Source organism: Stenotrophomonas sp. YJH_SMC_29 (genome assembly GCF_059371235.1).
Genome location: NZ_JCAFUK010000002.1, coordinates 290,057 through 313,881, shown reverse-complemented (window position 1 = coordinate 313,881; position 23,825 = coordinate 290,057). Strand labels below are relative to the sequence as shown.

The 23,825-nt window shown below is 68.5% G+C and carries 17 protein-coding genes; 10 read left to right on the top strand and 7 right to left on the bottom strand.

The features are described 5' to 3' along the window. Positions 1 to 286 precede the first annotated feature (286 nt). Positions 287 to 823, bottom strand: a complete 537-nt coding sequence (locus AC5P9I_RS04545) for a hypothetical protein (protein ID WP_130767838.1) — start codon at positions 821 to 823, stop codon at positions 287 to 289. Then, positions 820 to 3,249 (bottom strand): penicillin-binding protein 1B, encoded by a 2,430-nt coding sequence (mrcB, locus tag AC5P9I_RS04540; protein ID WP_049466504.1) that lies wholly within the window; start codon positions 3,247 to 3,249, stop codon positions 820 to 822. The genes AC5P9I_RS04545 and mrcB overlap by 4 nt, the downstream gene beginning before the upstream one ends. Positions 3,250 to 3,345: 96 nt before the next feature. Between mrcB and AC5P9I_RS04535 the strand changes: the two genes are divergently transcribed. After that, on the top strand, positions 3,346 to 5,445 hold the full coding sequence (locus AC5P9I_RS04535) for a glycosyltransferase (protein ID WP_049466503.1): 2,100 nt from the start codon (positions 3,346 to 3,348) through the stop codon (positions 5,443 to 5,445). Here AC5P9I_RS04535 and AC5P9I_RS04530 read toward each other — a convergent pair. Both AC5P9I_RS04530 and AC5P9I_RS04525 read right to left on the bottom strand, forming a co-directional pair. Further along, on the bottom strand, positions 5,442 to 7,007 hold the full coding sequence (locus AC5P9I_RS04530; RefSeq protein WP_049466501.1) for a hypothetical protein: 1,566 nt from the start codon (positions 7,005 to 7,007) through the stop codon (positions 5,442 to 5,444). The two genes, AC5P9I_RS04535 and AC5P9I_RS04530, sit on opposite strands and share 4 nt — an antisense overlap. Before the next feature lie 31 nt (positions 7,008 to 7,038). Then, a complete protein-coding gene (locus AC5P9I_RS04525) occupies positions 7,039 to 9,195 on the bottom strand; it encodes a RelA/SpoT family protein (RefSeq protein WP_049466499.1) in 2,157 nt (718 codons plus the stop codon). Between the two features lie 130 nt (positions 9,196 to 9,325). Between AC5P9I_RS04525 and AC5P9I_RS04520 the strand changes: the two genes are divergently transcribed. Continuing rightward, the gene (locus AC5P9I_RS04520; RefSeq protein ID WP_049466497.1) at positions 9,326 to 9,850 is read left to right on the top strand and encodes a hypothetical protein; all 525 of its coding nucleotides are present in this window, start codon (positions 9,326 to 9,328) and stop codon (positions 9,848 to 9,850) included. Positions 9,851 to 9,925: 75 nt separating this feature from the next. Here the strand turns inward: AC5P9I_RS04520 and hrpA are convergent, their stop codons facing one another. Next, positions 9,926 to 14,008, bottom strand: coding sequence for an ATP-dependent RNA helicase HrpA (hrpA, locus tag AC5P9I_RS04515; RefSeq protein WP_049466495.1), 4,083 nt, complete (start codon positions 14,006 to 14,008; stop codon positions 9,926 to 9,928). 86 nt (positions 14,009 to 14,094) lie between these two features. On the opposite strand from hrpA, the gene AC5P9I_RS04510 reads away from it, so the two are divergent. The 6 genes from AC5P9I_RS04510 (at position 14,095) to AC5P9I_RS04485 (ending at position 20,969) form a co-directional block, all read left to right on the top strand. Then, positions 14,095 to 14,643 (top strand): Dps family protein, encoded by a 549-nt coding sequence (locus AC5P9I_RS04510; RefSeq protein ID WP_049466494.1) that lies wholly within the window; start codon positions 14,095 to 14,097, stop codon positions 14,641 to 14,643. Between the two features lie 515 nt (positions 14,644 to 15,158). Beyond that, positions 15,159 to 16,964 carry a DNA helicase RecQ gene (gene recQ, locus AC5P9I_RS04505; RefSeq protein ID WP_049469914.1) on the top strand — a complete coding sequence of 602 codons (1,806 nt, stop codon included), beginning with the start codon at positions 15,159 to 15,161 and terminating at the stop codon, positions 16,962 to 16,964. Between the two features lie 154 nt (positions 16,965 to 17,118). Further along, complete coding sequence (locus AC5P9I_RS04500; RefSeq protein ID WP_049469913.1) at positions 17,119 to 17,502, top strand: CopL family metal-binding regulatory protein; 384 nt, start codon at positions 17,119 to 17,121, stop codon at positions 17,500 to 17,502. A 75-nt stretch (positions 17,503 to 17,577) separates the two neighbouring features. Then, positions 17,578 to 19,389, top strand: coding sequence for a copper resistance system multicopper oxidase (locus AC5P9I_RS04495; RefSeq protein WP_049469911.1), 1,812 nt, complete (start codon positions 17,578 to 17,580; stop codon positions 19,387 to 19,389). Continuing rightward, complete coding sequence (locus tag AC5P9I_RS04490; protein ID WP_049469907.1) at positions 19,386 to 20,375, top strand: copper resistance protein B; 990 nt, start codon at positions 19,386 to 19,388, stop codon at positions 20,373 to 20,375. The genes AC5P9I_RS04495 and AC5P9I_RS04490 overlap by 4 nt, the downstream gene beginning before the upstream one ends. Before the next feature lie 81 nt (positions 20,376 to 20,456). Then, a complete protein-coding gene (locus AC5P9I_RS04485) occupies positions 20,457 to 20,969 on the top strand; it encodes a GNAT family N-acetyltransferase (RefSeq protein WP_049469903.1) in 513 nt (170 codons plus the stop codon). A gap of 78 nt (positions 20,970 to 21,047) precedes the next feature. On the opposite strand, the gene AC5P9I_RS04480 is transcribed toward AC5P9I_RS04485, so the two are convergent. Next, complete coding sequence (locus tag AC5P9I_RS04480; RefSeq protein ID WP_049469900.1) at positions 21,048 to 21,356, bottom strand: TFIIB-type zinc ribbon-containing protein; 309 nt, start codon at positions 21,354 to 21,356, stop codon at positions 21,048 to 21,050. A gap of 149 nt (positions 21,357 to 21,505) precedes the next feature. Between AC5P9I_RS04480 and AC5P9I_RS04475 the strand changes: the two genes are divergently transcribed. Together AC5P9I_RS04475 and AC5P9I_RS04470 are read left to right on the top strand one after the other, a co-directional pair. After that, the gene (locus AC5P9I_RS04475) at positions 21,506 to 22,273 is read left to right on the top strand and encodes a CPBP family intramembrane glutamic endopeptidase (protein ID WP_049469897.1); all 768 of its coding nucleotides are present in this window, start codon (positions 21,506 to 21,508) and stop codon (positions 22,271 to 22,273) included. Between the two features lie 94 nt (positions 22,274 to 22,367). After that, positions 22,368 to 22,790, top strand: coding sequence for a response regulator (locus tag AC5P9I_RS04470; protein WP_049469893.1), 423 nt, complete (start codon positions 22,368 to 22,370; stop codon positions 22,788 to 22,790). Positions 22,791 to 22,846: 56 nt separating this feature from the next. On the opposite strand, the gene AC5P9I_RS04465 is transcribed toward AC5P9I_RS04470, so the two are convergent. Continuing rightward, complete coding sequence (locus tag AC5P9I_RS04465; protein WP_049469890.1) at positions 22,847 to 23,785, bottom strand: alpha/beta hydrolase; 939 nt, start codon at positions 23,783 to 23,785, stop codon at positions 22,847 to 22,849. Positions 23,786 to 23,825: the final 40 nt, after the last annotated feature.

Genomic DNA, 23,825 nt, shown 5'->3' with positions numbered 1-23,825 from the left:
TGCTTACATCCACGGCTTCTACAATCCAGCCCGGCTACACTCGGCGCTGGGCTACCACTCGCCTAACAACTACGCCCGGCAGCTCCGGACTGCCGCCTGAAACGGCTTCATGGCGTCCGTTTTCAGGGGGCCAGATCAGTCCGCGGCATGGATGCCGCGGCCAAGCCCCCAGGGACGGGTTCACGGCGTCCCCCGCGAACCCACCCCGCCCGGCCAAGCGCGGCTTTTGCTTCTGGCTTCAGCGACCAACCCACAGCCACGAGGGGCTGCGCCGTTGGCTGGAAATTCAGTACCGCTTGATCCCCGGCACCGTGCAGCCTTCAATCTGCGCGTGCGCCGACATCGCATTCTCCTTCTCGCCCCGCGCCAGGCGCGACTGTTCGATCGTCGCCCAGTGCCGGCGGCACAGCGGCCCGGTCTTCGAGCCCAGATCCACCGCCTTGCGTGCGAACGTCTCCGCCTGCGCCCACTGGCCCTGCAGCAGCGCCAGTTCAGCCCGCTCCTGCAGCACGGCCGGGTCCCCGGCCACGATGTCCAGCGCATGGTCCAGGCTGCTGGCGGCACCGGCCAGGTCGTTGGCCTGGCGCTGCGCCTGTGCGGTCAGCCGCAGGTCTTCCACCTGCGAATCACGCAGCGGCTGCACCGACAATTCCTTGTCATCCGGGCCCGCGGCCGCGTCCACCGCGGCCAGCCGCTGCGCCGGCGTCGTGGTATCCACCGGCTTGACCACCGGCGGTGCAGTACTGACGCAGGCGGCCAGGGCCAGGCTGAGGCCGGTCAGGGCAAGGGGCTGCAGCAGGATTCGCATGTTCATCGGCATCATCGGCTTGGCGGAGGAGAGGCGGCGGCAGGCTCGGCAGGGGCGTCCGGCTTGCGGTCCAGGCCGAACCAGCTGCGCCAGCCACCGCCCTCGCCTTCAGCCTCGCCCTGCCCGTCCGGCGGCGCGGCCGGTGCACACGGGGCGTAGGCCGGGGCATAGCCCACCACGAACGGGAAACGGCGCGCGCCGGGGCAGCCTTCATCGGTGCTGTTGAGGCCGGTCGGGGCGACCGACTGCCAGTCCAGGCCCTTGTTGCTGACCCGCAGCGGCGCGCTCGGCAGGCGCTGGAAGATGCCCGACCAGACCCGCATCGCACCGGTGGCGCCATACAGGCCGGCCTGCTCGTTCTGGTCGTTGCCGATCCAGATCACCGCCAGGTGATCGCCGGTGTAGCCGGCGTACCAGCTGTCGCGCCCGTCGTTGGTGGTACCGGTCTTGCCGGCCGGCTGCAGGCGGCCAAGGCCGTCGGCATTGAGCCGCTGCGCGGTGCCGCTGGCGACCACCTGCTGCAGGCCGACACTGATCAGGTTGGCGGCAATCGAATCGCCTTCCTGTGCCGGTGCCGGCGTCTTGTCGTAACGCTTGAGCAGCTTGCCCTGCGGATCGAGCACGCCACGCACCGCGTGCAGCGGCTGGATCTCGCCGCCGGACGCCAGGAACTGGTACAGCTGCGCCATCGCGTACGGGCTCTGGTCGGTGGAGCCGAGGATCACCGCCGGGTTGGCGTCGGCCTTGATGCCGGCCAGGACATGGATCAGCTGGGTCACGCGCTCCGGGCCGACCTGCATGCCCACGCGCACCGTGGCCTGGTTGTAGGAATGCGCCAGTGCGTCGATCAGGCGCACCGTGCCGTGGCTGCGGTTGTCCGCGTTGCCGGGACTCCAGTTGCGACCGCGGCCGAGCTGCACCGTCACCGGCGAGTCATCGACCCAGCTGGCCAGCGAGTAACGGTCCGGCTGCGCCAGGGCCAGCAGGTAGACGAACGGCTTGAGCAGCGAACCGACCGGACGCTGCGCCTCGATCGCGCGGTTGAAGCCGACCTCGGACACCTCGCGGCTGCCGATCACCGCGAGCACGTCGCCGTTGTGCACGTCGGTCAGCACCATGCCGGCCTGCAGCTCGGGGCGGCGCTTGCTTTCCAGCGACTTGATGGTGCGGGTCACCGCGCCTTCGGCGTAGGCCTGCGCGGACGGCGACATGCCGGTCATCACGCTCAGGCCCGCACCCTGCAGCGCCGATTCCGGGTAGTCATGGCCGAGCTGGCGACGGACCAGGTCAACGTAGGCCGGGAAGCGGTTGGCCGCGACCAGGCCCGGCGTCTTGGGAACGCCCAACGGTGCCTTCAGTGCGCGCTGGTACTCGGCGTCGTCGATCAGCGTGGCCTCGTGCAGCTTGCCCAGCACGAAGTTGCGGCGATCCAGCGCGCGCTCCGGGTTGCGCCGCGGGTCGTAGAAGGACGGTCCCTTGACCAGGCCGATCAGCAGGGCGATCTGCTCGGTCTCCAGCGACTGCAGGTCGCGGCCGAACCAGAACTCGGCACCGGAGGACATGCCATGGATCGCCTGGCTGCCGCGCTGGCCCAGGTACACCTGGTTGAGATAGGCCTCGAAGATGGTGCGCTTGTCGTAGCGCGCTTCCATGATCAGCGCGTACAGCACTTCGTTGAACTTGCGGGTGATCGTCTGTTCCTTGCCGATGCCGAGCAGGCCGCTGCGGGCCAGCTGCTGGGTCAGCGTCGAAGCGCCCTGGCGGCTCTGGCCACCGGAGCGGATCGTCACCCACACGGCGCGCGCGATGCCGGACAGGTCGATGCCGTGGTGGCGGTTGAAGTCCTTGTCCTCCACCGCCTGCAGGCCGGTCACCAGCAGGTCCGGCGCCTCGTCCATGCGGATCAGCCGGCGTTCTTCCTGCTTCTGCCCATAGAGGGTGGCGATACGCGCCGGATCCAGCCGCGCCGCCTTCAACGCCTTGCGGCTGTCGGCGTCACGCAGCGAGGCCACGCCGCCATCGGCCAGCGTCAGTTCCACCCGGCGCGGGGCCACCCGGCCGTCAACGTCGTTGTAGCCGCGGCTGGCGATCACGAAGCGCCCGCCGTTCACCGCGTAGGTGGCCGGCTCCTTGCCCTGGCCGTCATCGCGGTAGGCCGAGGCGGCCAGCTCGGTCTTCAGCGTGGACGCATCCATCGCCTTGCCGGGGGTCAGTACCAGCGGGCGCGCGTATACGCGCGTCGGGATCTGCCAGCGCAGCTCGCCGAAACGCTGGGTCACCTGCTGGTTCAGGTACAGCGTATAGGGAATGAGGAACCCCAGTCCCAACGCGACCGCAGCCATGCTCCAGGTGATCAGCCGGCGCCGCCACAGCGGACCGCTGTCCTGCTGGTCGTCGTCGTCGAAATCGTCGATGTCGTCGGAATCGTAGCGTCGGGGCACGGGAATGCGAGAATGTAGGGTCTGGCGAGTCTACCCCAGCCGCTGCGGCTGGCGGGTTCTCCCGGGTTCCCCTGCTTAAGCTGGAGTTGCAACCGGATGGCGATGTCCCTGGCCGAGATCCGATACCTGATCAACCGCCTGTCGGGCCTGGCCCGCCGGAGCCTGGCAAGCCTGCGCACCCGTGGCTGGCGGGCCACCTGGCAACGCATCCGCGTGCACACCCAGCGCGCCGTTCCCGCGCCGCGCACGCCGCTGTTCCTGCCGCCGGCCCAGGAGTTCGCCCCCTTCGCGGTGCCGTTCAGCGCGTCGCCGGAGGTGAGCATCATCATTCCGGTCTACAACCATGTCGACCACACCCTGGCCTGTCTGCGCGCGCTGGCGGCGCACCCGCCGGCGGCCGCCTGCGAGATCCTGGTGGTGGATGACGGCAGCAGCGATGCCACCGTGCAGTGGATGCCGCAGGTGGCCGGGCTGCGCTATGAAGTACGCGAGCACAACGGCGGCTTCATCGACGCCTGCAACGATGGGGTGTCGCGCGCACGCGGCCGCTACGTGGTGCTGCTCAACAACGATACCGTGCCGCAACCCGGCTGGCTTGACGCCCTGCTGGACACCTTCGGCAGCGTGCCCGGCGCCGGCCTGGTCGGCAGCCAGCTGCTGTACCCGGATGGCCGCCTGCAGGAGTCGGGCGGCGTGATCTTCGCCGATGGCAGTGGCTGGAGCTATGGCCGCTTCGAAGCGGCTGACGATCCGCGCTTTGCCAGCCTGCGCGACGTCGACTACTGCTCCGGTGCGGCGCTGATGCTGCCGCGCGCGCTGTGGCAGCAGCTGGATGGCTTCGACACCCGCTACAGGCCGGCGTACTACGAGGACACCGACCTGGCCTTCCGCGTGCGTGCACACGGCCTGCGCGTGCTGGTGCAGCCGGCCAGCCGGGTGGTCCACGACGAAGGCACCAGCAACGGCACCGACACCGGCAGCGGGGTGAAGGCCTACCAGGTGCGCAACCAGGCCATCTTCGCCGCCCGCTGGGCCGCCGAACTGGCCCGCCACCCGGCGGTCGGCGACGTGCCGTCGCCGGCGTTGCTGCTGCGCGGCCGGCGCCAGGTGCTGATCCTGGACGAGGAAGTGCCGCAGCCGGATCGTGATTCCGGATCGCTGCGCCAGGTCAATCTGATCCGCCTGCTGCTGCAGGGCGGTGCGCATGTGGTGTTCGTGCCGACCCGGCGCGAGCATGCCGGCGCGGCGACCGAAGCGCTGCAGCGGATGGGCGTGGAAGTCTGGTACGCACCGTTCCTTGACGGCGTGGCCGGCTGGTTGCGCAGCCACGGCTCGCGGTTCGACGTGGCGATGCTGGTGCGCCACCACGTCGCCCACGAGTGCCTGCCCCTGCTCAAGCGCTATGCGCCGCAGGCACGCACGGTGTTCGACACCGTCGACCTGCACTACCTGCGTGAACGCCGCGGTGCCGAAGTGGCCGGCGATGCGGCCCTGCTGCGCGCCGCAGAACGCACCCGCAGCAGCGAACTGGCCGTGATGGAACAGTGCGACATCACGGTGCTGGTCAGTGCCGCAGAGCGCGAGCAGCTGCAGGCCGATGCGCCACGGGTGCGGGTGGAGCTGATCTCCAACCTGCACGAGGTTGCCGGTGCCGGCGCGGCGTTCGAGCAGCGCCACGACCTGGTGTTTGTCGGTGGCTTCCGCCATCCGCCGAACCTGGATGGCATGCAATGGTTCATCGGCGAGGTCTTCGCGCGCATCCGTGCCCGCCTGCCGGAGGTACGCCTGCACTGCATCGGCGCGGCGGCCCCGGAATCGCTGCTGGCACTGGCCGCGCGCCAACCCGGCGTGCAGATGCACGGCTTCGTCGAAGACATCACGCCCTATATGGACGGCGCGCGCATCGCCATCGCACCCCTGCGGTTCGGCGCCGGAGTGAAGGGCAAGATCAACCTGAGCATGGCCCATGGCCAGCCGGTGGTCGGTACCACGTGCGCCGTGGAAGGCATGCACCTGCACCCGGGCAAGGATGTGCTGGTGGCCGACGACGCCGAAGGATTCGCCGATGCGGTGATCCGCCTGTACCAGGATCCGCAGTTGTGGCAACAGTTGTCCGACGCCGGTCTGGCCAATGTCGCCGAGCATTTCTCGCTCGAAGCCGCCCGCGCAACCGTGCAGCGCGTGTTCTTCGACTAGTCCACCCGTCCACCGGCGCGGCGCAGGCGATCTTCAAACGCCGGCAGTTCGGCCAGATCCGGTTGCAGCAACCGCGCCTGTTCGGCGGCATGCTCGGCAAAGGCCAGGTCGCCGCTGCCGAGCCGTTCGCTGCCGATCGCCAGCCAGCGCTGGGCCAGGCGCAGCCGCGCCGAGGGCAACCCCGACGCAGTCGGTGACAGGGTCTGCCAGGCCTGCAGGCAGGCGCCTGCGGCCTGTACGCGGTTCTGCCGCAGATTGTCGTCGAAGCAGCGGCGACTGGCGGGCAGCAGGCGCGCGGCAGCGGCCTTCACCCGCGCGTCGCGGGGCGCCAGTGACTGGGCTTCGCGCAGCGCGTCGAATGCACTGTGTCCCGGCGGGCTGATCCACTGTCCTGCACGCTCGGCGCGCTCGATTTTCCGCAGGTGGTCGCGCAGCTGGCGTTCGCGCTGCGCACTGCTGACCGCAGGCTGCTGCAGGGCCTGTTGCGCCTGCCGCGCGCGCTGCAGGCGTTGCGTAAGCTGCTGCTGCACTGCCTGCGACGCCCCCAGCTCCACGGCCAATGCCGCATCACGTTGCGCCGCGTCGAACTGGAAATCGTCGGCGAGCTTCTGGCTGCGCGCCACCACCGCCTGCAAGGCCTGCTCACGCCCGCGCTGGGCGTTGGGATCATCGGCGGCCACCGCCAGCACCGCCAGGAAGCCCCTGGCCGCTGCGTCCAGCTGCTGCCGTTGCAACGAACGCTGCGCCTGCCGAAGGCGCTGGTCGACCGCGCGCGCCAGGGCTTCCTCGCTGGCTGGCAGATCGGCATGCCCGGCATCGAACTGACGGGCGCGGCGCAGGATCGCCGCTGCGTCGGCAAGCTCCCCTCGCCCGGCCCGCATGCGCGCCTGCTGCAGCAGGTCGCTCAATGCGTCTTCGCGCCCTTCCAGTGCGGGCAGGTTGTCCGGCTGCAGGGCCAGGATGCGTTGGAACAGGGGCAATGCACTGCTCTCGCCGTCATCCAGGCGCCCGGCCGCGAACGCATTGCGCGCCTGTGCCAGCAATGCCCCGATTCCCGCACCGGCACTGCGTCGCGCCTGCAACTGACGGGCAACCGCTTCGGCTTCAGCCTGCGGCACCTGCAGTTCGCGGGCCAGTGCCAGTGCCCGTGCACTGCCCTCCAGGTCATCGGCCTGCAAGCGGTCGCGGGCCTGTTGCAGCGCTGCCGCGCCGGTATTGGCCAGGCCCTGGCGCGCCTGCGGGCGATCGCCATCCAGTGCCAGCACCGCCTGGTAGCGCTCGCGTGCACCGCTGCCATCAGCATCGCTCAGGCGCCCGGCGGCCAGCGCCCGATCCCCTTCGGCCAGCAGCTGTTCGATCTGCGGCTCATCCCAGAACCAATCGGCCAGCGGCTTGCGCAGCAGGACCAGCAGCACGAACACCGCCAGCGCTGCCAGCAGCGCCCAGCGCCAGATCCGGCGCGCATGGCGCGCCTGCAGCCACCACCAACGCCCCTCGCGGCGGACGCGGTCCAGCGCCGGATGTTCAGCGCCATGCGGGCGATGCGGGGGCTCGCGTTCCATGCGTGCAAGGGTAGCCGGGGCAGCGTGAAGCTCAGCCGAGGCGACGTGCCTCGCTCACGCCCGGCAGCGCATCGAGCTTGCCCAGCAGGGTCGACAGCTGGCCGTAATCGCTCACCTTCAGCCGCAGCCGCAGGTGCGCGCGGCCGCTGTTGCGCACGTTGTCGCTGTGGATGTCGAGCACGTAAGCGTCCTCCTGGGCGATCAGGTTGGTGATGTCCTTCAGCAGCCAGCGGCGGTCGACGGCGTCGACCACCACGTCCACTTCATAGCCACCGCCGGCCTGGCCCCATTCCACCGGCAGGATGCGCTGCGGGCTGGTGGCCGCCAACCGGGCCAGCGCTGCACAGTCTGCACGATGCACGGTGACACCCCGGCTACGGGTCAGGTAGCCGACGATCGGCTCGCCGGCCACCGGTTGGCAGCAGCGTGCCAGCTGCACCAGCAGGTTGCCCACGCCCTGCACGGTGAACTTCGATTTGCCCAGATTCTCGCGACGCGCGGTCGGCCGCGGCAGGGTCGGCGCCGGCGGCGGCTGGCTTGCGGCGCGCTCCGCCTCCAGCAGCGCGCGGCTGACCTGGTTCGGGCCGGTATCGCCCAGCGCCACCTGGATGTACAGGTCATCGACGCTGTCGGCATGGAATTTCTTTGCCGCGATGGCGAGGTCCGAGTGCTGCAGGCCCAGCCGCTTCAGTTCGCGCTCGAGCAGCTCGCGGCCGGCCTGCACGTTGCGCGCACGGTCCAGCTTGTGGAACCAGCTGCGCACCTTTTCGCGCGAGCGGTTGCTGGCCAGGAAGCCGTTGGCCGGCATCAGCCAGTCGCGACGGGGGTCGGCCTCCTTGCCGGTCAGGATCTCGACGCGGTCGCCACTGCGCAGGCGATAGGTCAGCGGCACGATGCGGCCGTTGACCTTGGCACCGCGGCAGCGGTGGCCGACCATGGTGTGCACCTGGTAGGCGAAATCAAGCGGGGTGGCGCCCTGCGGCAGGTCCAGCACCTCGTCCTTCGGGCTCAGTGCATAGACCCGGTCCTCGGTCAGCTCGGCATCGAGCGCCCCGGCCAGTTCATTGCCCTGCCCGTCCTGGGCCTGCTCCAGCAGCTGGCGCATCCAGGTGATCTTGCGATCGAAGGCCTTCTCGGCGCCCTTGCCGCCTTCCTTGTACTTCCAGTGCGCGGCGACGCCCAGCTCGGCCTGCGAGTGCATTTCATGGGTCCGGATCTGCACTTCGATGGTGCGCCCTTCCGGACCGACCACCGCAGTGTGCAGCGAGCGGTAGTCGTTGGCCTTGGGCCGTGCGATGTAGTCGTCGAACTCACTCGGTACCGGTGCCCACAGTGCGTGCACCACGCCCAGCGCGGCATAGCAGGCAGCAACATCGTCGACCATCACCCGCACTGCGCGGATGTCATAGAGCTGGTCGAAGGCCAACCGCTTCTTCTGCATCTTCCGCCAGATGCTGTAGATGTGCTTCGGCCGGCCACTCACTTCGGCCTTGATGCCCTGCGCGACCAGTTCGCGCGACAGCACCTTCTTGACGTTCTCGACGTAACGCTCGCGGGCGATGCGGGTTTCGTCCACCTCGCGGGCGATGCGGCGGTAGGTCTCCGGTTCCAGGTGGCGGAACGCCAGATCCTCAAGCTCCCATTTCAGCTGCCAGATGCCCAGGCGGTTGGCCAGGGGAGCGTGGATGTCACGGGTCAGCTGCGCCAGTGCGCGGCGCTGCCCGTCGTCCAGCTTGTCGGCCGCACGCATCCGCGCCAGCTGGCGTGCCAGCAGGATCGGCACCACGCGCAGGTCACGGATGATCGCCAGCAGCAGCCGGCGCAGGCCTTCACTGTTGCGCCCGGCCTCGCGGCCGGCATGCAGCGCCCACACCGGATCGGCGGCATCCTGGCCGTCGAGCAGGCCGATCACCGCCGCCTTGTGGTTGCCCAGCGGCAGCTGGTCCAGGCTGGCACGCAGGCCCGGCAGGTCAAACAGCAAGGCGGCCACCACCGCGCCTTCGTCGGCCGAGAGCATCGCCAGCGCGTCGAGGGTGTCGCCCAGTACCGACCAGGTGGCACGCATCTGGTGGTCGCACGCCGGTGCTTCCCAGTGCTCGCGCAGGGCCTGGCGCAGCGGAGCAGGCAGCACCGCTGCCGAAGGACGGTTCAACAAGGCATCCAGGCCGGGGACGGAAGCGCGGTTCACAGCATCGAGCAGGCAAGACAGAGGGTCCTACACTAGCGCCGGTACCGTTCAGGGACAATCACTGCGGCCACCACCACCCGGCATGAGGACATGCCGCTACACTCTCGAACATACCCAGGAGAGACCCGCCATGCCTTCGATTGCCCCGCGCGTCCGTCCACGGCTGCTGGCCTGTGCCGCCGTGCTGCTGTCCCTGTCCGCGCCTGCGCTGGCCCAGCGCGTGGTGGAGGGCGATCTGCAGCAGCAGATGTCGCCCGCCGAGTTCAAGGCCGCCGGCCTGGACAAGCTCAGTGCCGGTGAACTGGCCACGCTCAACCGCTGGCTGCAGGGCAAGGTCGAGGCGGCCACCACCCAGGCCGTCGCCGCCGCGCGCGAAGAAGGCCGCCAGGAAGTGATCAAGAAGAACCGCGGCTTCCTCGACTTCGGCAGCAGCGAGCCGATCGAAAGCCACCTGCAGGGCGAGTTCCGTGGCTTCGGCCAGGGCCGCCGCTACGTGTTGCAGAACGGCCAGGAATGGGAGCAGATCGATGCCACGCAGTACTCCGGCGGCCGCAAGGATGCCCCGAAGGTCAGCATGCGCCCGGGCGTGATGGGCGCCTGGTACATGAAGGTGGACGGCGTGAACGTGCAGCCGAAGGTACGTCGGACCAAATAGCGCCCGGGCATTCCGGCCGCGCCGGATTCATGCCTGGCCGCCAGGGTCGCCGGATGGGGCGACCCTGGCGCCCGATCAGGCCTGGCGCAGCGCGGCCACCCGCTGCGCCAGCTTCTTCGCCGAGATGCCGGTGCGCGCGCCCAACTCCTGCGCGAACAGCGACACCCGCAGCTCTTCCAGATCCCAGCGCAGCGCCTGCCATTGCGGGCGATCACGCAGGCCCTGCTGCTCGCCCGCCTCCAGCGCTTCCAGGAACGGATGCAGTTCCAGCATGCGCGCCTGGTCACGCGGCGGATCGCGTTTGGCGCGTTCGGTGCGCAGGATCATCGCCTTCAGGTAGCGCGGGTACTGCGCCAGCGCGTCGGCCGGCGTGTCGCGCAGGAAGCCGGGGTGGATCAGCCCGGCCAGCTGCGCTTCCATGTCGTCCAGGTTGCCGCGCGCCCAGCCCATCAGCGGCGCCTCCAGCATCGGCTTCAGTTCGGCCACCAGCGCCAGGATGGTCTCGGCCAGCTTCAGCCGCGACATCGCCTCGCCAAACAGGGCCTTGGCAGCGTGTTCGCGACGCTGCTCGAACGCCGTCGCATCGCGGATTTCCCCCAGGCCCTCGGCCAGCACGGCATTCATCGCCGCATCGACCAGGTCGCCGCGCAGCCGCTCCTGCGATTCGATCGCCGCGTAGAGAAGACCGGTCTTGGCACCGACCGGCAACTGCTTGCGGGCCTGCTTCACCTTGTCGGCCAGGGCAATCTCGAGCAACCGGCGCACACCCAGCGGGTGCGCTTCCTGCGCCTGCTGGCGGTCGGCGAAGATGCGCAGCGCCACGCTGTCGCCTTCATCGAGCAGCGCCGGATAGGCCGGCACGCCGGCTTCGCCAGGCACCTGCAGCGGGATCGGCGTGGCCGGGAACGTACGCAGGCCATCGGCTGCCATCTCGCGCCCAGCGCGTGCAGCGAAGGCATCGCCGGCACGGCCACCGAATTTCGCGCGCAACGCATCCAGATCCCGCGAGGTTGCCAGCACCTTGCCCTGCTCGTCGCGCAGGCGCAGGTTCATGTGCAGGTGCGGCTCGATCGCACCAGGCTCGAAATCGAGCGCAGTCACCGTGGCACCAGTGGCGCGTGACAGGAAACGCGCCAACTCACCAGTGATGGCATCCCCGCTGGGCTGCGGAAACGCTTCGTAGAACGCGCGGCCAAAATCCGGCGCCGGCACGTAGTTGCGGCGCAGCGCCTTGGGCAGGCTGCGGATCAGTGCCGAGGCCTTGTCGGCGACGAAGCCCGGCGCCAACCAGCCCAGCTGCACCGGGTCCAGCGCGTTGAGCAGGTGCAGGGGCACGTCCAGGGTCACACCGTCATCGTCGGCGCCCGGCTCGAAGCGGTAATGCAGCGGCAGCCGCGCCTGGCCCAGCGCCAGGTACTTCGGATAGCGCTCCTGTTCGCTGCCCTCGCCTGGCAACAGATCAAGCAGCGACCAGTGCAGGGACTTGCGCTGTTCCGGCGCCAGCCCCTTCCACCAGGCATCCAGGCCGGCGGCCGAATGGATCTGTGCGGGTACCCGGTCCAGGTACCAGCGCGCCTGCCAGTCCTCGTCGGCAACAATGCCGGCGCGGCGCAGCTTGGCCTCTTCCTCGCGGGCGATCTCCAGCACTTTCTGGTTGTCGGCCACGAAACTGGCGCGGGTATTGATCTCGCCGGTGACCAGCGCCTGGCGCACGAAGATGTCATGCGCTTCGCCCGGTGCGATGCGGCCGTAGTGCACCGGTTTTTTCGGGGCCAGCACCAGGCCGAACAGGCTGATCTGCTCGGACGCCAGCACCTGGCCCTGCGCGCGCGACCAGTGCGGGTCGAAGTGCTTGCGCAGCAGCAGGTGTGGCAGCTCTGCAATCACCCAATCCGGCTCGATCGCGGCCAGGGTCATGCCCCACACCTTCTGCGTATCCAGCAGGTTGGCCACCAGCAGCCACGGCGGCGGCCGCTTGGACAGCGCCGAACCCGGGAACGGCAGGAAGCGACGCTGGCGCGGCGCCTGGAAATCGCCCTTCTCGGTGCGGTGGCCGATCTGCGTCGGCAGGCCCGCCACCAGCGCACGGTGCAGGGTCTGGTAGGCAGCGGCACGCACACGTTCGCTGAAACCCCCTCCCGCCGGTGCCTGCTCCTTCTGCGCACGCACGGCCACCGGGGCCGGTGCGGCCTCGGCCTTGCCCTCGCGGGCCAGGCGTGCGGCGCGGTGCAGCTGGCCACGGGTCGCCTTCACCGCCGCCGCGTCATCGCGCGCCGGGGCCGGTGCACTGCTGCCAGCCAGCAGCGGCGCCATCGACGCCTCGCTGGCCTCTTCCTTCCAGCCCAGTTCCTCGCACAACAGGCGCAACTGGCGATGCAGCTCGCGCCACTCGCGCATGCGCAGGAAGCCGAGGAAATGACGGCCGCACCAGTCGCGCAGCTTGGACTGGGTCAGGTCTTCATGGGCCTGCCGATAGGCATCCCACAGGCGCAGCACGCCAACAAACTCGGAACGGCCATCGGCGAACTGCGCATGCGCGCTGTCGGCCGCGCCGCGTGCTTCGGGCGGACGTTCGCGCGGGTCCTGGATGCCCAGGAACGAGGCGATCACCAGCATCGGCCGCAGGCAGCCGGCGGCCTGCGCGGCGACCAGCATGCGCGCCAGCTTCACGTCCACCGGCAGGCGTGCCATCTGCTTGCCGATGGTGGTCATGCGTCGCTCGGCGTCGATCGCGCCCAGTTCGGTCAGCTGCTGCCAGCCATCGGCTACCGCGCGCTCGTCCGGCGCTTCCAGGAACGGGAAGTCCTCGATGCGGCCCAGGCCAAGCTGCAGCATGCGCAGGATCACCCCGGCCAGGCTGGAGCGGCGGATTTCCGGATCGGTGAACTCCGGCCGCGCCTGGAAATCGGTTTCGGCGTACAGGCGGTAGCAGATGCCCTCGGCGATACGACCGCAGCGGCCCTTGCGCTGGTTGGCGCTGGCCTGCGAGATCGGTTCGATGTGCAGGCGATCCAGCTTGTTGCGCGGGCTGTAGCGCTTGACGCGGGCGAAACCCGGATCGACCACGTAACGGATGCGCGGCACCGTCAGCGAGGTTTCCGCGACGTTGGTGGCCAGCACGATGCGCCGGTTCGGCCCGGGATTGAACACCCGGTCCTGGTCCTGGTTGGACAGGCGCGCGTACAGCGGCAGCACCTCGGTATTGCGGTACTTGCGCCGTTCCAGCGACTGGTGCGCATCGCGGATCTCGCGCTCGCCGGGCAGGAAGATCAGTACGTCGCCGCGCGCGTCCAGGCGGGTGATCTCGTCGATGGCCGACACGATGGCGTCGTTGACGGTGCGTTCGCCCTGGTCTTCGCCCTCGCCCTCCAGCGCGCGGTAGCGCACTTCCACCGGGTAGGTACGGCCTTCCACGCTGATCACCGGCGCATTGTCGAAATGCTGGGCGAAGCGTTCGGTATCGATGGTGGCCGAGGTGACGATCAGTTTCAGGTCCGGGCGCTTGCGCAGCAGCTGCTTCAGGTAGCCCAGCAGGAAGTCGATGTTGAGGCTGCGTTCGTGCGCCTCGTCGACGATGATCGTGTCGTAGTTCGACAGCCAGCGGTCGCTGGCGATCTCCGCCAGCAGGATGCCGTCGGTCATGAACTTGATGCGGCTGTCTTCGCTGACCTTGTCGTTGAAGCGCACCTGGTAGCCGACCAGCTGGCCCAGTTCGCTCCGCAGTTCCTGCGCCACGCGGCTGGCCACCGCACGTGCGGCAATCCGTCGCGGCTGGGTGCAGCCGATCATGCCGGCCTGGCCACGGCCTGCGGCCAGGCACAGTTTCGGCAGCTGGGTGGTCTTGCCCGAGCCGGTTTCACCGGCGATCACCACGACCTGGTGGTCGCGGATCAGCCCGACGATGGCATCGGCTTCACGCGCAATCGGCAGCTGCGGGTCCAGAGTGATGGACGGCTGCTGCTGCGCCCGCACCTGCCGGCGCTGCACCGACGCCTGCAAGGCCTGCTCGAAGGTGGCGGCCAGCGCCGCATCCTGTGGCTTGGCCTGGCAACGCGAGAGCATCCCCAGCAAACGGCCCCGGTCGCGGCTCATGGCACCGTCGATGGCGGCACGCTGTTGGCGCAGGCGGGGCGACGGATTTTTATCGATAGAGTTCATCAATCGGTTCGTTCAAAACTTTGAAAGCGACCAGTCATCACGACCGGTTTATTGTGAAGGCCAACGATTCCACAAGGAGGAACCCCATGGCGAAGACCAAGAGCACGACCAAGGCCAAGACCGGCAAGCAGAAGCTTGCAGCGGCGGCACCGTCGGCGCCGAACATCGATATCGGGATCACCCAGGGCGACCGCAAGAAGATCGCCGACAGTCTGTCGCGCTTCCAGGCTGACGCGTTCACGCTCTACCTGAAGACGCACAACTTCCACTGGAATGTGACCGGGTCGATGTTCAACTCGCTGCACACCATGTTCGAGACGCAGTACACCGAGCAGTGGGCGGCACTGGACGATGTGGCCGAGCGCATCCGCGCGCTGGGCTTCAATGCCCCGGGCTCCTACCGGGAATTCGCTGCGCTGACCTCGATCGCCGAGGAACCGGGCCTGACCGACAGCGCGGACTGGCGGGAAATGGTACGCCAGTTGGTGGTCGCCAACGAAGCGGTCTGCCGTACGGCACGTGAAGTGCTGGAGGTGGCGGCCAAGGGTGACGACGCCCCGACCGAGGATCTGATGACCCAGCGGCTGCAGACCCACGAGAAGTATGCCTGGATGCTGCGCTCGCTGCTGCAGTAAGAGTTTGGGGGGCTCGGCAGGGCTGCGCCCTGCACCCGCGGTAGTGCCGGCCGCTGGCCGGCAACAGCAACAGCAGAAGCGGGTTTCCTGAGGGTAGGCGGGGTGGGCCCGGTGGCAGGGGACGCCGTAAACCCGTCCTTGGGGGCTTGGCCGCGGCATCCATGCCGCGGACACCCCTGCCACCGGACCCACCCCGCCTTCGACAGATTTCCGCGATCTGCCGGCAAAGCCATTGGGGTCGGATCCGTTTTCCGACGGAAAACGGATCCGACCCCATTTTGTTTGTCGATATCTGACAGATTTCATCCACGCATGGCGTGGATCTACCCGCCACCGGGCCAGGTCTGGGGGAGAGCCCCCTGAGTCAGGGGGCGGACGCGAAGCGGCGGGGGTCTGGGAGCTGGTAAGTGGGGCCCGCGTTTCGCGCAGCGAAGCGTGGGAGCGGCAGCGCGCATGCGATGGCGCGTTCCCAGGGCGCAGCCCTGCCGACTCCCCCGCCGGGGTAAACTAGCCGGATGCCTTCCCGTCCCGCGCACGACCTGCTCCAACGCGTCTTTGGTTACGACGATTTCCGTGGTCCCCAGCAGGACATCGTGGAGCACGTCGCTGCCGGGCACGATGCCCTGGTGCTGATGCCCACCGGCGGCGGCAAGTCGCTGTGCTACCAGGTACCGGCCCTGCTGCGTGACGGTTGCGGCATCGTCATCTCGCCGCTGATCGCGCTGATGCAGGACCAGGTCGAAGCCCTGCGCCAGCTGGGCGTGCGTGCCGAGTACCTGAATTCAACCCTGGATGCCGAGACCGCCGGCCGCGTCGAGCGCGAACTGCTTGCCGGCGAGCTGGACATGCTCTATGTCGCCCCCGAACGGCTGCTGACCGGCCGCTTCCTGTCGCTGCTGTCGCGCAGCCGCATCGCCCTGTTCGCCATCGACGAAGCGCACTGTGTGTCGCAGTGGGGCCATGATTTCCGCCCCGAGTACCGCCAGCTGACCGTGCTGCACGAGCGTTGGCCGCAGATCCCGCGGATCGCGCTGACCGCCACCGCCGATCCGCCGACCCAGCGCGAGATCGCCGAGCGCCTCGACCTGCAGGAAGCGCGCCACTTCGTCAGTTCCTTCGACCGCCCCAACATCCGCTACACCGTGGTGCAGAAGGACAATGCCCGCAAGCAGCTGACCGATTTCCTGCATGGCCATCGTGGCGAGGCCGGCATCGTCTACTGCATGTCGCGGCGCAAGGTCGAGGAGACCGCCGAATTCCTCTGCGGCCAGGGCTTCAACGCCCTGCCCTACCACGCCGGACTGCCGCCGGAGGTGCGCGCCAACAACCAGCGCCGCTTCCTGCGCGAGGACGGCATCGTGATGTGCGCCACCATCGCCTTCGGCATGGGCATCGACAAGCCGGACGTGCGCTTCGTTGCGCACACCGACCTGCCCAAGTCGATGGAGGGCTACTACCAGGAGACCGGCCGCGCCGGCCGCGATGGTGAATCCGCCGAAGCATGGCTGTGCTACGGCCTGGGCGATGTGGTGCTGCTCAAGCAGATGATCGAGCAATCCGAGGCCGGTGAAGAACGCAAGCAGCTGGAGCGGGCCAAGCTCGACCACCTGCTGGGCTACTGCGAATCGATGCAGTGCCGTCGCCAGGTGCTGCTGGCCGGCTTCGGTGAGACCTATCCCCAGCCCTGCGGCAACTGCGACAACTGCCTGACCCCGCCAGCTTCGTGGGATGCGACCATCCCGGCGCAGAAGGCGCTGAGCTGCGTCTACCGCAGTGGCCAGCGCTTCGGCGTCGGCCACCTGATCGACATCCTGCGTGGCAGCGAGAACGAGAAGGTGAAGCAGCAGGGCCACGACAAGCTCAGCACCTATGGCATCGGCCGCGACCTGGATGCACGCACCTGGCGCAGCGTGTTCCGCCAGCTGGTGGCGGCCAGCCTGCTGGAAGTGGACAGCGAGGGCCACGGTGGCCTGCGCCTGACCGACGCCAGCCGCGACGTGCTGACCGGCCGGCGCCAGATCAGCATGCGCCGCGACCCGGCCAGCAGCAGCAGCGGTCGCGAGCGCAGTGCGCAGCGCACCGGCTTGTCGGTGCTGCCGCAGGACCTGGCCCTGTTCAACGCGCTGCGCGGCCTGCGCGCCGAACTGGCACGCGAACAGAACGTGCCGGCCTTCGTGATCTTCCACGACAGCACCCTGCGCAACATCGCCGAGCAGCGCCCGACCAGCCTGGATGCGCTGGCCCGGGTCGGCGGCATCGGCGGCACCAAGCTGAGCCGTTACGGCCCGCGCCTGGTCGAGATCGTGCGCGAGGAAGGATAACGCCGGGCGCCCTGCAGAGCCGAGCCCACGCTCGGCTGCCGTTGCCGCAGAAGCCGCCGAGCGCGGGCGTGGCGCTACATTGGTGCAGGTCCAATCTTGAACACGACATTCAGCAACAAGTGCATCCGCGCCCGCTTGCGGCTAAATTGACGCCATGTCCCTTGCCTCGACCCTGCTGCGTGTCGTGCTCATGCTCAGCCTGTTGCTCAACGGGCTGAACGCGGCCATGGCCGGTGGCCACGAGGACATGGGGCGGATGGCGCACGCCATGGCCGCCGCTGCGGTGGACGGCGGGGCCGACTGCCATCACCACGCCGGCATGCAGGCCGACCCGGCCCCGCAGGCCAAGGCCCCCGCCCACGACGCCCACTGCCAGATCAAGGACTGCGTGCGCAGCTGCGCCCAGCACCCGCTGCTGGTCGTGCAGCCGTTGCCGTTCATGGCTGGTCCCGCGTTGTCGCTGGCCCCGCAGCCGATCCCGGCCAGCGGGCGTCCGGCGCCGCCGCTGCCGCCGATCTCGCGCCCTCCCATCGGCTGATTCCACACGCATCGTGCGCCCTGCGCACCGCAGCCGGCCGCCTGCCGGCGTCTTCACGTGTCTGGAGTCACCACCATGAATACCCGCATTCCCCCCGGTCCGGGCGCTGTGCCCATGCCGTCGCGCCGCCTGTTCGTACAAGGCCTGGCTGCTGGCGGCGTGGTCGCTGGCATCGCCGCCGTCGGCGTGCCGCAGCGCGCGCTTGCCGCCGCCCGCGCCACGCCTCGCCTGGCCGGCGCCCCCGCTGTCCTCAGCGACACCCGCATCGAACTGGCCATCGGCGAATCGCTGGCCAACTTCACCGGGCTCACCCGCCCGGCGATCACCGTCAACGGATCGCTGCCGGCACCGATCCTGCGCTGGCGCGAAGGCCAGACCGTAGACCTGTTCGTGCGCAACACGCTGGAGCGCCACCCGACCTCCATCCACTGGCACGGCATCCTGCTGCCGGCCAACATGGACGGCGTGCCCGGCCTGAGCTTCAACGGCATCGGCCCCGGCGAGACCTACCACTACCACTTCCAGCTGAAGCAGTCGGGCACCTACTGGTACCACAGTCATTCGATGTTCCAGGAGCAGGCCGGCCTGTACGGTGCACTGATCATCGATCCGGCCGAGCCAGCGCCGTACCACCACGACCGCGAGCACGTGATCCTGCTGTCCGACTGGACCGACATGGACCCGGGGGCGTTGTTCCGGCGCATGAAGAAGCTCGCCGAGCACGACAACTACTACAAGCGCACCCTGCCCGATTTCCTGCGCGATGCGAAGCGTGACGGCTGGTCGGCCGCGCTGTCCGACCGCGGCATGTGGGGCCGGATGCGGATGACGCCCACCGACATCTCCGACATCAACGCGCACACCTACACCTACCTGATGAACGGTACAGCGCCCGCCGGCAACTGGACCGGGCTGTTCCGCAGCGGGGAAAAGGTACTGCTGCGCTTCATCAATGGCGCCTCGATGACCTACTTCGATGTGCGCATTCCCGGCCTGAAGATGACCGTGGTCGCCGCCGATGGCCAGTACATCCATCCGGTCAGCATCGATGAGTTCCGCATCGCTCCCGCCGAAACCTACGATGTGCTGGTCGAGCCCACCGGCCAGGACGCGTTTACCATCTTCTGCCAGGACATGGGCCGCACCGGCTTCGCCGCCGGCACGCTGGCGGTACGCCATGGCCTGCAGGCGCCGATCCCTGCACGCGACCCGCGCCCGTTGCTGACCATGAGCGACATGGGGCATGACATGGGCGGTGGCGGTCATGGCGGGCACGACATGACCGCGATGAAGGGCATGGAAGGCGGCTGCGGCGCCAGCATGGGCCACGGTGCGCATGGCGGCGGCGATGCCGCCGGCAAGGCGCCAAAGCACCCGGCCAGCGAGCGCAACAACCCGCTGGTGGACATGCAGAGCTCGGCGACCGAACCGAAGCTGGACGACCCTGGCATCGGCCTGCGCGACAACGGCCGCAAGGTGCTGACCTACGGCGCGATGCGCAGCCTGTTCGAGGATCCGGATGGCCGCGAGCCGGGCCGCGAGATCGAGCTGCACCTGACCGGGCACATGGAGAAATTCTCCTGGTCGTTCGACGGCATCCCGTTCGCCAGCGCCGAACCACTGCGGCTGAACTACGGCGAGCGCATGCGCATCGTGCTGGTCAACGACACCATGATGCAGCACCCGATCCATCTGCACGGCGTGTGGAGCGATCTGGAGAACGCGCAGGAGGAATTCCAGGTGCGCAAGCACACCATCGACATGCCGCCCGGCACCCGCCGCAGCTACCGCGTGCGTGCCGATGCGCTCGGCCGCTGGGCGTACCACTGCCATCTGCTGTACCACATGGAAGCGGGCATGATGCGCGAAGTGAGGATCGAAGAATGAGCCGCTCACTGCTTTCCCCCAGCGTGCTGGCCCTGGGCTTGGCTGCCGCGTTGCCGGCGTTCGCGCAATCGCATGCCGGGCATGACATGGGCGCGATGGAGCCAGCGGCGAAGACCGCAGGAACGCCGGCCGAACAGGTCGATCCGGTCGATCATTCGAAAATGGACCATTCGACGATGGATCATTCGAAGATGAACCATTCGACGATGAACCATTCGACGATGGATCACTCCACGATGGACCACGCAGCAATGGGTCACGCCTTGCCCGCATCCACCGAACCGCGCGAACCCATCCCGGTGCCCACCGATGCTGACCGCGCTGCGGCCTTCCCGCCGATCGCCCATGGCGCGATGGAGCACGCGCCGGAGATCAACAGCCTGCTGCTGATCGACCGCCTCGAACACTGGGACGGCAAGGACAGCACGGGCCAGGCCTGGGAGGCCACCGGCTGGGTCGGTGGCAACATCAACCGCCTGTGGCTGCGCACCGACGGCGAACGCAGCAAAGGCCGCACCGAGTCATCGACGGTTGAAGCCCTGTATGGCCGCAGTGTGTCGCCGTGGTGGGACGTGCTGGTGGGCGTGCGCCAGGACTTCCGGCCGGCCGACTCACGCACCTGGGCAGCGCTCGGCATCCAGGGCCTGGCGCCGTACAAGTTCGAGAGCTCGGCCACGCTGTACATGGGCTCCGGTGGCCAGGTGCTGGCCAAGGCCGAGGTCGAGTACGACGTACTGCTGACCAACCGCCTGATCCTGCAACCGCTGCTGGAAGCCACCGTGGCGGCCAAGGATGAACCGGAGTACGGCATTGGTCGCGGCCTGAACAAGGTCGAAGCCGGGCTGCGCCTGCGCTATGAGTTCAGCCGCCGCTTTGCGCCGTACATCGGCATCAGCCACGAACGCACGTTTGGCGACACCGCCGACTATGCCGGGGACCACGCGCGCGACACGCGCTGGGTCGCCGGCGTGCGCATGTGGTTCTGAGCAGCGGTTCGTAGGCAGTGGCCAGCCCCGGCAGCCGCCGGGGCCGGCTACACTGCGCCACGCTCCATTGCAGGCCCCCCCATGTCATTGCAGATCCGCCGCGCCACCCTGGCCGATGTCGACGCCCTGTCGGCCATCGCGATCGCCACCTACAACGAAACCTGGGGCGATTCCTATCCGCCGCAGGAGCTGCATGATTTCCTGCAGGCGCACTACAGCAGCGAACCGCAGCGCACCGAACTGTCCGACCCGCGCAGCGCGATCTGGCTGCTGATGGACGGTGACGCCGTGGTCGGCTATCTGGCTGCCGGCGCCAACACCCTGCCCCATGCCGATGCATGCGAGGGCGACATCGAACTGAAGCGGTTCTACATCCTGGCCGCACACCAGAACGGCGGCCATGGTGCACGCCTGATGGACGCGTTCATGGCCTGGCTGGACCAGCCGCACCGCCGCACCCTGTGGGTGGGCGTATGGGAAGAAAACTTCGGCGCGCAGCGCTTCTACGCGCGATACGGCTGCAGCAAGGTCGGCGAGTACGACTTCATCGTCGGTGACACGCACGACCGCGAGTTCATCCTGCGGCGGCCGTAATCATTCGCCCCATGGAGAGTCGAGCCACGCTCGACCATCGGCGGCGACATCCAGTCGAGCATGGCTCGACGCTACAAGCTAGAAATCGAACAGCTCCGACAGGAAGCTGTCCTTCTTCTTTTTTCGGTAGCCCTGGCCCCGGTTGTCCTCGTAGCGCTGGCCGAGATGGCGGGTATCACGGTGCATCACCGGAGGCGGCGCGGACGCCGGCGGAGCCTGTACGGGCGCTGGCGGAGGTACTGCAGCACCCGCACCCGCACGCTCGATGATCTTGTCCAGCTCGCCACGATCCAGCCATACCCCCCGGCAGCTCGGGCAGTAGTCAATCTCGATGCCATGGCGTTCGGCCATCTGCAGGGTCTGGGTCTTGCACACGGGGCACAGCATCGGCGTCGCTCCTGTCGGTGTGGTAACGACTCTACCTGCGCGGCAATGACTCTGCGGCAACACATGACCGATGGCACAAGGACTTCCGGCGCGTGCCAGCCCACCTGCCGCGCAGCACACTGCGGTCTCGTTCCGCCGGAGGTGCGTGCATGACTGTGCTGTCCCGCCAGCCCGCCGCCGCACGCGTGCTGCTGGTCCTGCTCGGCGTCGGCCTGGGCCTGAACCTGCGCGATATCGCCGCGGCCATCGGCACACCGATCCCGGCGCTGCCGATCCCCTATGGCGGCAGCCTGCTCGACAACGCACTGGCGGTGCTGATGGCAGTGCTGTTGGCCCTGCTGCTGCGCCCCCGCGGCATGGGCCTGCTGGCCAGCCTCGGGCTGCGCGGAAACGGCTGGGGCGGCCCGTTCTGGGTGCTGCTGGCCAGCGTGCCCTGCTGGCTGGGACTGGCGCTGCTCGGCACGCCGAACACCGCGCTGACCGCGTTGGATGCCACGATGCTGGCGGTCCTGTTCCCACTGGCCGAAGAAGTGCTGTTCCGCGGCCTCGGCTTCGTGCTGCTGGTGAATATCGTGCGCGTCCCCTGGCCATGGCTCGCGCTGCCGCAGGCGCTGTTGTTCGGCATGGTGCACTGGCTCGGATTCGGCGGGCTTGATGGTGGCGGCACCGCACTGTTCGTCGGTGCGGTGATCGCCCTCGGTGGCTTCATCTTCGCCTGGCTCGACCACCTCGACGGCGACACCCTGTGGTGCGGCCTGATCCTGCACGTTTCGATGAACCTTGCCTGGAATGTGTTCAGCCTCGACGACGCCACCGCTCTGGGCTGGCAGGCCACCAGCCTGCGCATCGGCACCGCCCTGCTGGCGGTCGCGGCCCTGGCCTGGCAGGTGCGTCGCCGGCGCCAGACGCACCTGTAACGCCCACTTAGCTTGCCGTGCACGCCGGGCTCACTACCGGCTTGCGCATACTTGCGCGCCTTTCGCTCCCCCTGTTGTCCGGAGTTGCCGCGTCATGTTGCTGTCCAAGCGCCACGTTGAGCCCCGCGTCCTGTTGATCGAGGACGCAGAAGAAACCCGTGAACTGAGCCGCTTGGCGCTGGAAAGCCAGGCGTGCCATGTGGTGGGCGTGAGCTCTGCCGAAGCGGCACTGGGCCTGCTGGCAGCCGGCGAACGTTTCGACCTGCTGTTCACCGATGTCAACCTGGGCCCGATCAGCGGCATCGAGGCCGCCAACCGGGTCCGCAACCTCCACCCCCAGCTGCCGATCCTGGTGACGTCGGGCATGGACCAGCACGCGGTGCTGCCCCAGTTGCGCGACGGCATTCATTTCCTGCCCAAGCCCTACAACATGAGCGAACTGCTCGATGCGATCCGGCTCTGCTTCCGGCACGCCGATGTGGGCGTATTGACCGGACCGGATGCACAGGCAGCCTGAAGCATTCATCCACACCACACCCCGACATCCATGCCATGCATGGATGCCACCGGCCATCAACCGCCGGTATACGGTCCCTCGCCCGGCATCACTTCCAGCAGCGCACGGGTGATCGCCCGCGGGTAGACGGTCAGGTGGTCCTCACCGTCGATCACCACGTTGTCCACCTTCAGCTTGCGGCCACTGCGCTGAAGCTGGGCGGTGAAGTCGGCGGTCTGGCGCAGCATGTCGTTGCCGGTTGAATAGCGGGGCCCGGGCTTGTCCGTTTCATAGCTGCCCACCGACAACAGCACGCGCGTGGGCTGCGCCGGGATGACGGCGGCGTCCTGCATGCGTGGCAGCAGCAGCTGGTCGAACCACAGCGACGGACTGGACAGGATGTAGGTGCTGAACAAGTCCGGCTGGGTGGTCAGCACATAGGCGCCGAACAGCGCGCCATAGGAGTGGCCGGCGAACATGCGGCGGGTGGGATCGGTGCGGTAGCGCGCATCGACCATCGGCAGCACCTGCGCCGCCAGGAAATCGCGGTAGTGCGCGGCCCCGCCGTAGGTGACGTCGTCGCTGTAGTAGCCATCGACCGTACGCGCCGGGCTGCTGGGCGTGTAGTCGCGTGAGCGGCTCTGCTTGGAGGTCAGCCCCTCCTGCGGCGGCAGCCCGACCAGGATGAAGTTCTCGATGTTGACGCCCTGCTGCCCCACCAGGTTGCGCACGCTGCGCACCAGCGGAAAACTGTACAGCGCATCGGTCACGTACAGCACCGGATAGTGCTTCTCCGGATGCGCGGCGTAGTCGGCCGGCAGTGCGACCCAGATCGGGTAATCGCGCCCCGCCGGGTCATGCACGCGCAGCGCTTCGGTCTCCGGCAGCACCACGCCCGGCGTGGCAGGCGGCGCACTGTCCTTCGCTTCACTCCGCATTGCGGGCGGCGCCACCGACATCGCACAGCCACTCACGGCCAGGCAGGCCGCCACACTCCATCCACGCACACGCTGCATCCACACTCTCCCGTTGCGGGCGACGCACCGGATGGCGCCG

Excerpts from the sequence above, each read along its gene's own strand:
- AC5P9I_RS04545 (WP_130767838.1), bottom strand. The coding sequence starts at position 823 with ATGATGCCGATGAACATGCGAATCCTGCTGCAGCCCCTTGCCCTGACC.
- AC5P9I_RS04535 (WP_049466503.1), top strand. The coding sequence starts at position 3,346 with ATGGCGATGTCCCTGGCCGAGATCCGATACCTGATCAACCGCCTGTCG.
- AC5P9I_RS04530 (WP_049466501.1), bottom strand. The coding sequence starts at position 7,007 with ATGGAACGCGAGCCCCCGCATCGCCCGCATGGCGCTGAACATCCGGCG.
- AC5P9I_RS04520 (WP_049466497.1), top strand. The coding sequence starts at position 9,326 with ATGCCTTCGATTGCCCCGCGCGTCCGTCCACGGCTGCTGGCCTGTGCC.
- hrpA (WP_049466495.1), bottom strand. The coding sequence starts at position 14,008 with ATGAACTCTATCGATAAAAATCCGTCGCCCCGCCTGCGCCAACAGCGT.
- AC5P9I_RS04510 (WP_049466494.1), top strand. The coding sequence starts at position 14,095 with ATGGCGAAGACCAAGAGCACGACCAAGGCCAAGACCGGCAAGCAGAAG.
- recQ (WP_049469914.1), top strand. The coding sequence starts at position 15,159 with ATGCCTTCCCGTCCCGCGCACGACCTGCTCCAACGCGTCTTTGGTTAC.
- AC5P9I_RS04500 (WP_049469913.1), top strand. The coding sequence starts at position 17,119 with ATGTCCCTTGCCTCGACCCTGCTGCGTGTCGTGCTCATGCTCAGCCTG.
- AC5P9I_RS04495 (WP_049469911.1), top strand. The coding sequence starts at position 17,578 with ATGAATACCCGCATTCCCCCCGGTCCGGGCGCTGTGCCCATGCCGTCG.
- AC5P9I_RS04490 (WP_049469907.1), top strand. The coding sequence starts at position 19,386 with ATGAGCCGCTCACTGCTTTCCCCCAGCGTGCTGGCCCTGGGCTTGGCT.
- AC5P9I_RS04485 (WP_049469903.1), top strand. The coding sequence starts at position 20,457 with ATGTCATTGCAGATCCGCCGCGCCACCCTGGCCGATGTCGACGCCCTG.
- AC5P9I_RS04480 (WP_049469900.1), bottom strand. The coding sequence starts at position 21,356 with ATGCTGTGCCCCGTGTGCAAGACCCAGACCCTGCAGATGGCCGAACGC.
- AC5P9I_RS04475 (WP_049469897.1), top strand. The coding sequence starts at position 21,506 with ATGACTGTGCTGTCCCGCCAGCCCGCCGCCGCACGCGTGCTGCTGGTC.
- AC5P9I_RS04470 (WP_049469893.1), top strand. The coding sequence starts at position 22,368 with ATGTTGCTGTCCAAGCGCCACGTTGAGCCCCGCGTCCTGTTGATCGAG.
- AC5P9I_RS04465 (WP_049469890.1), bottom strand. The coding sequence starts at position 23,785 with ATGCAGCGTGTGCGTGGATGGAGTGTGGCGGCCTGCCTGGCCGTGAGT.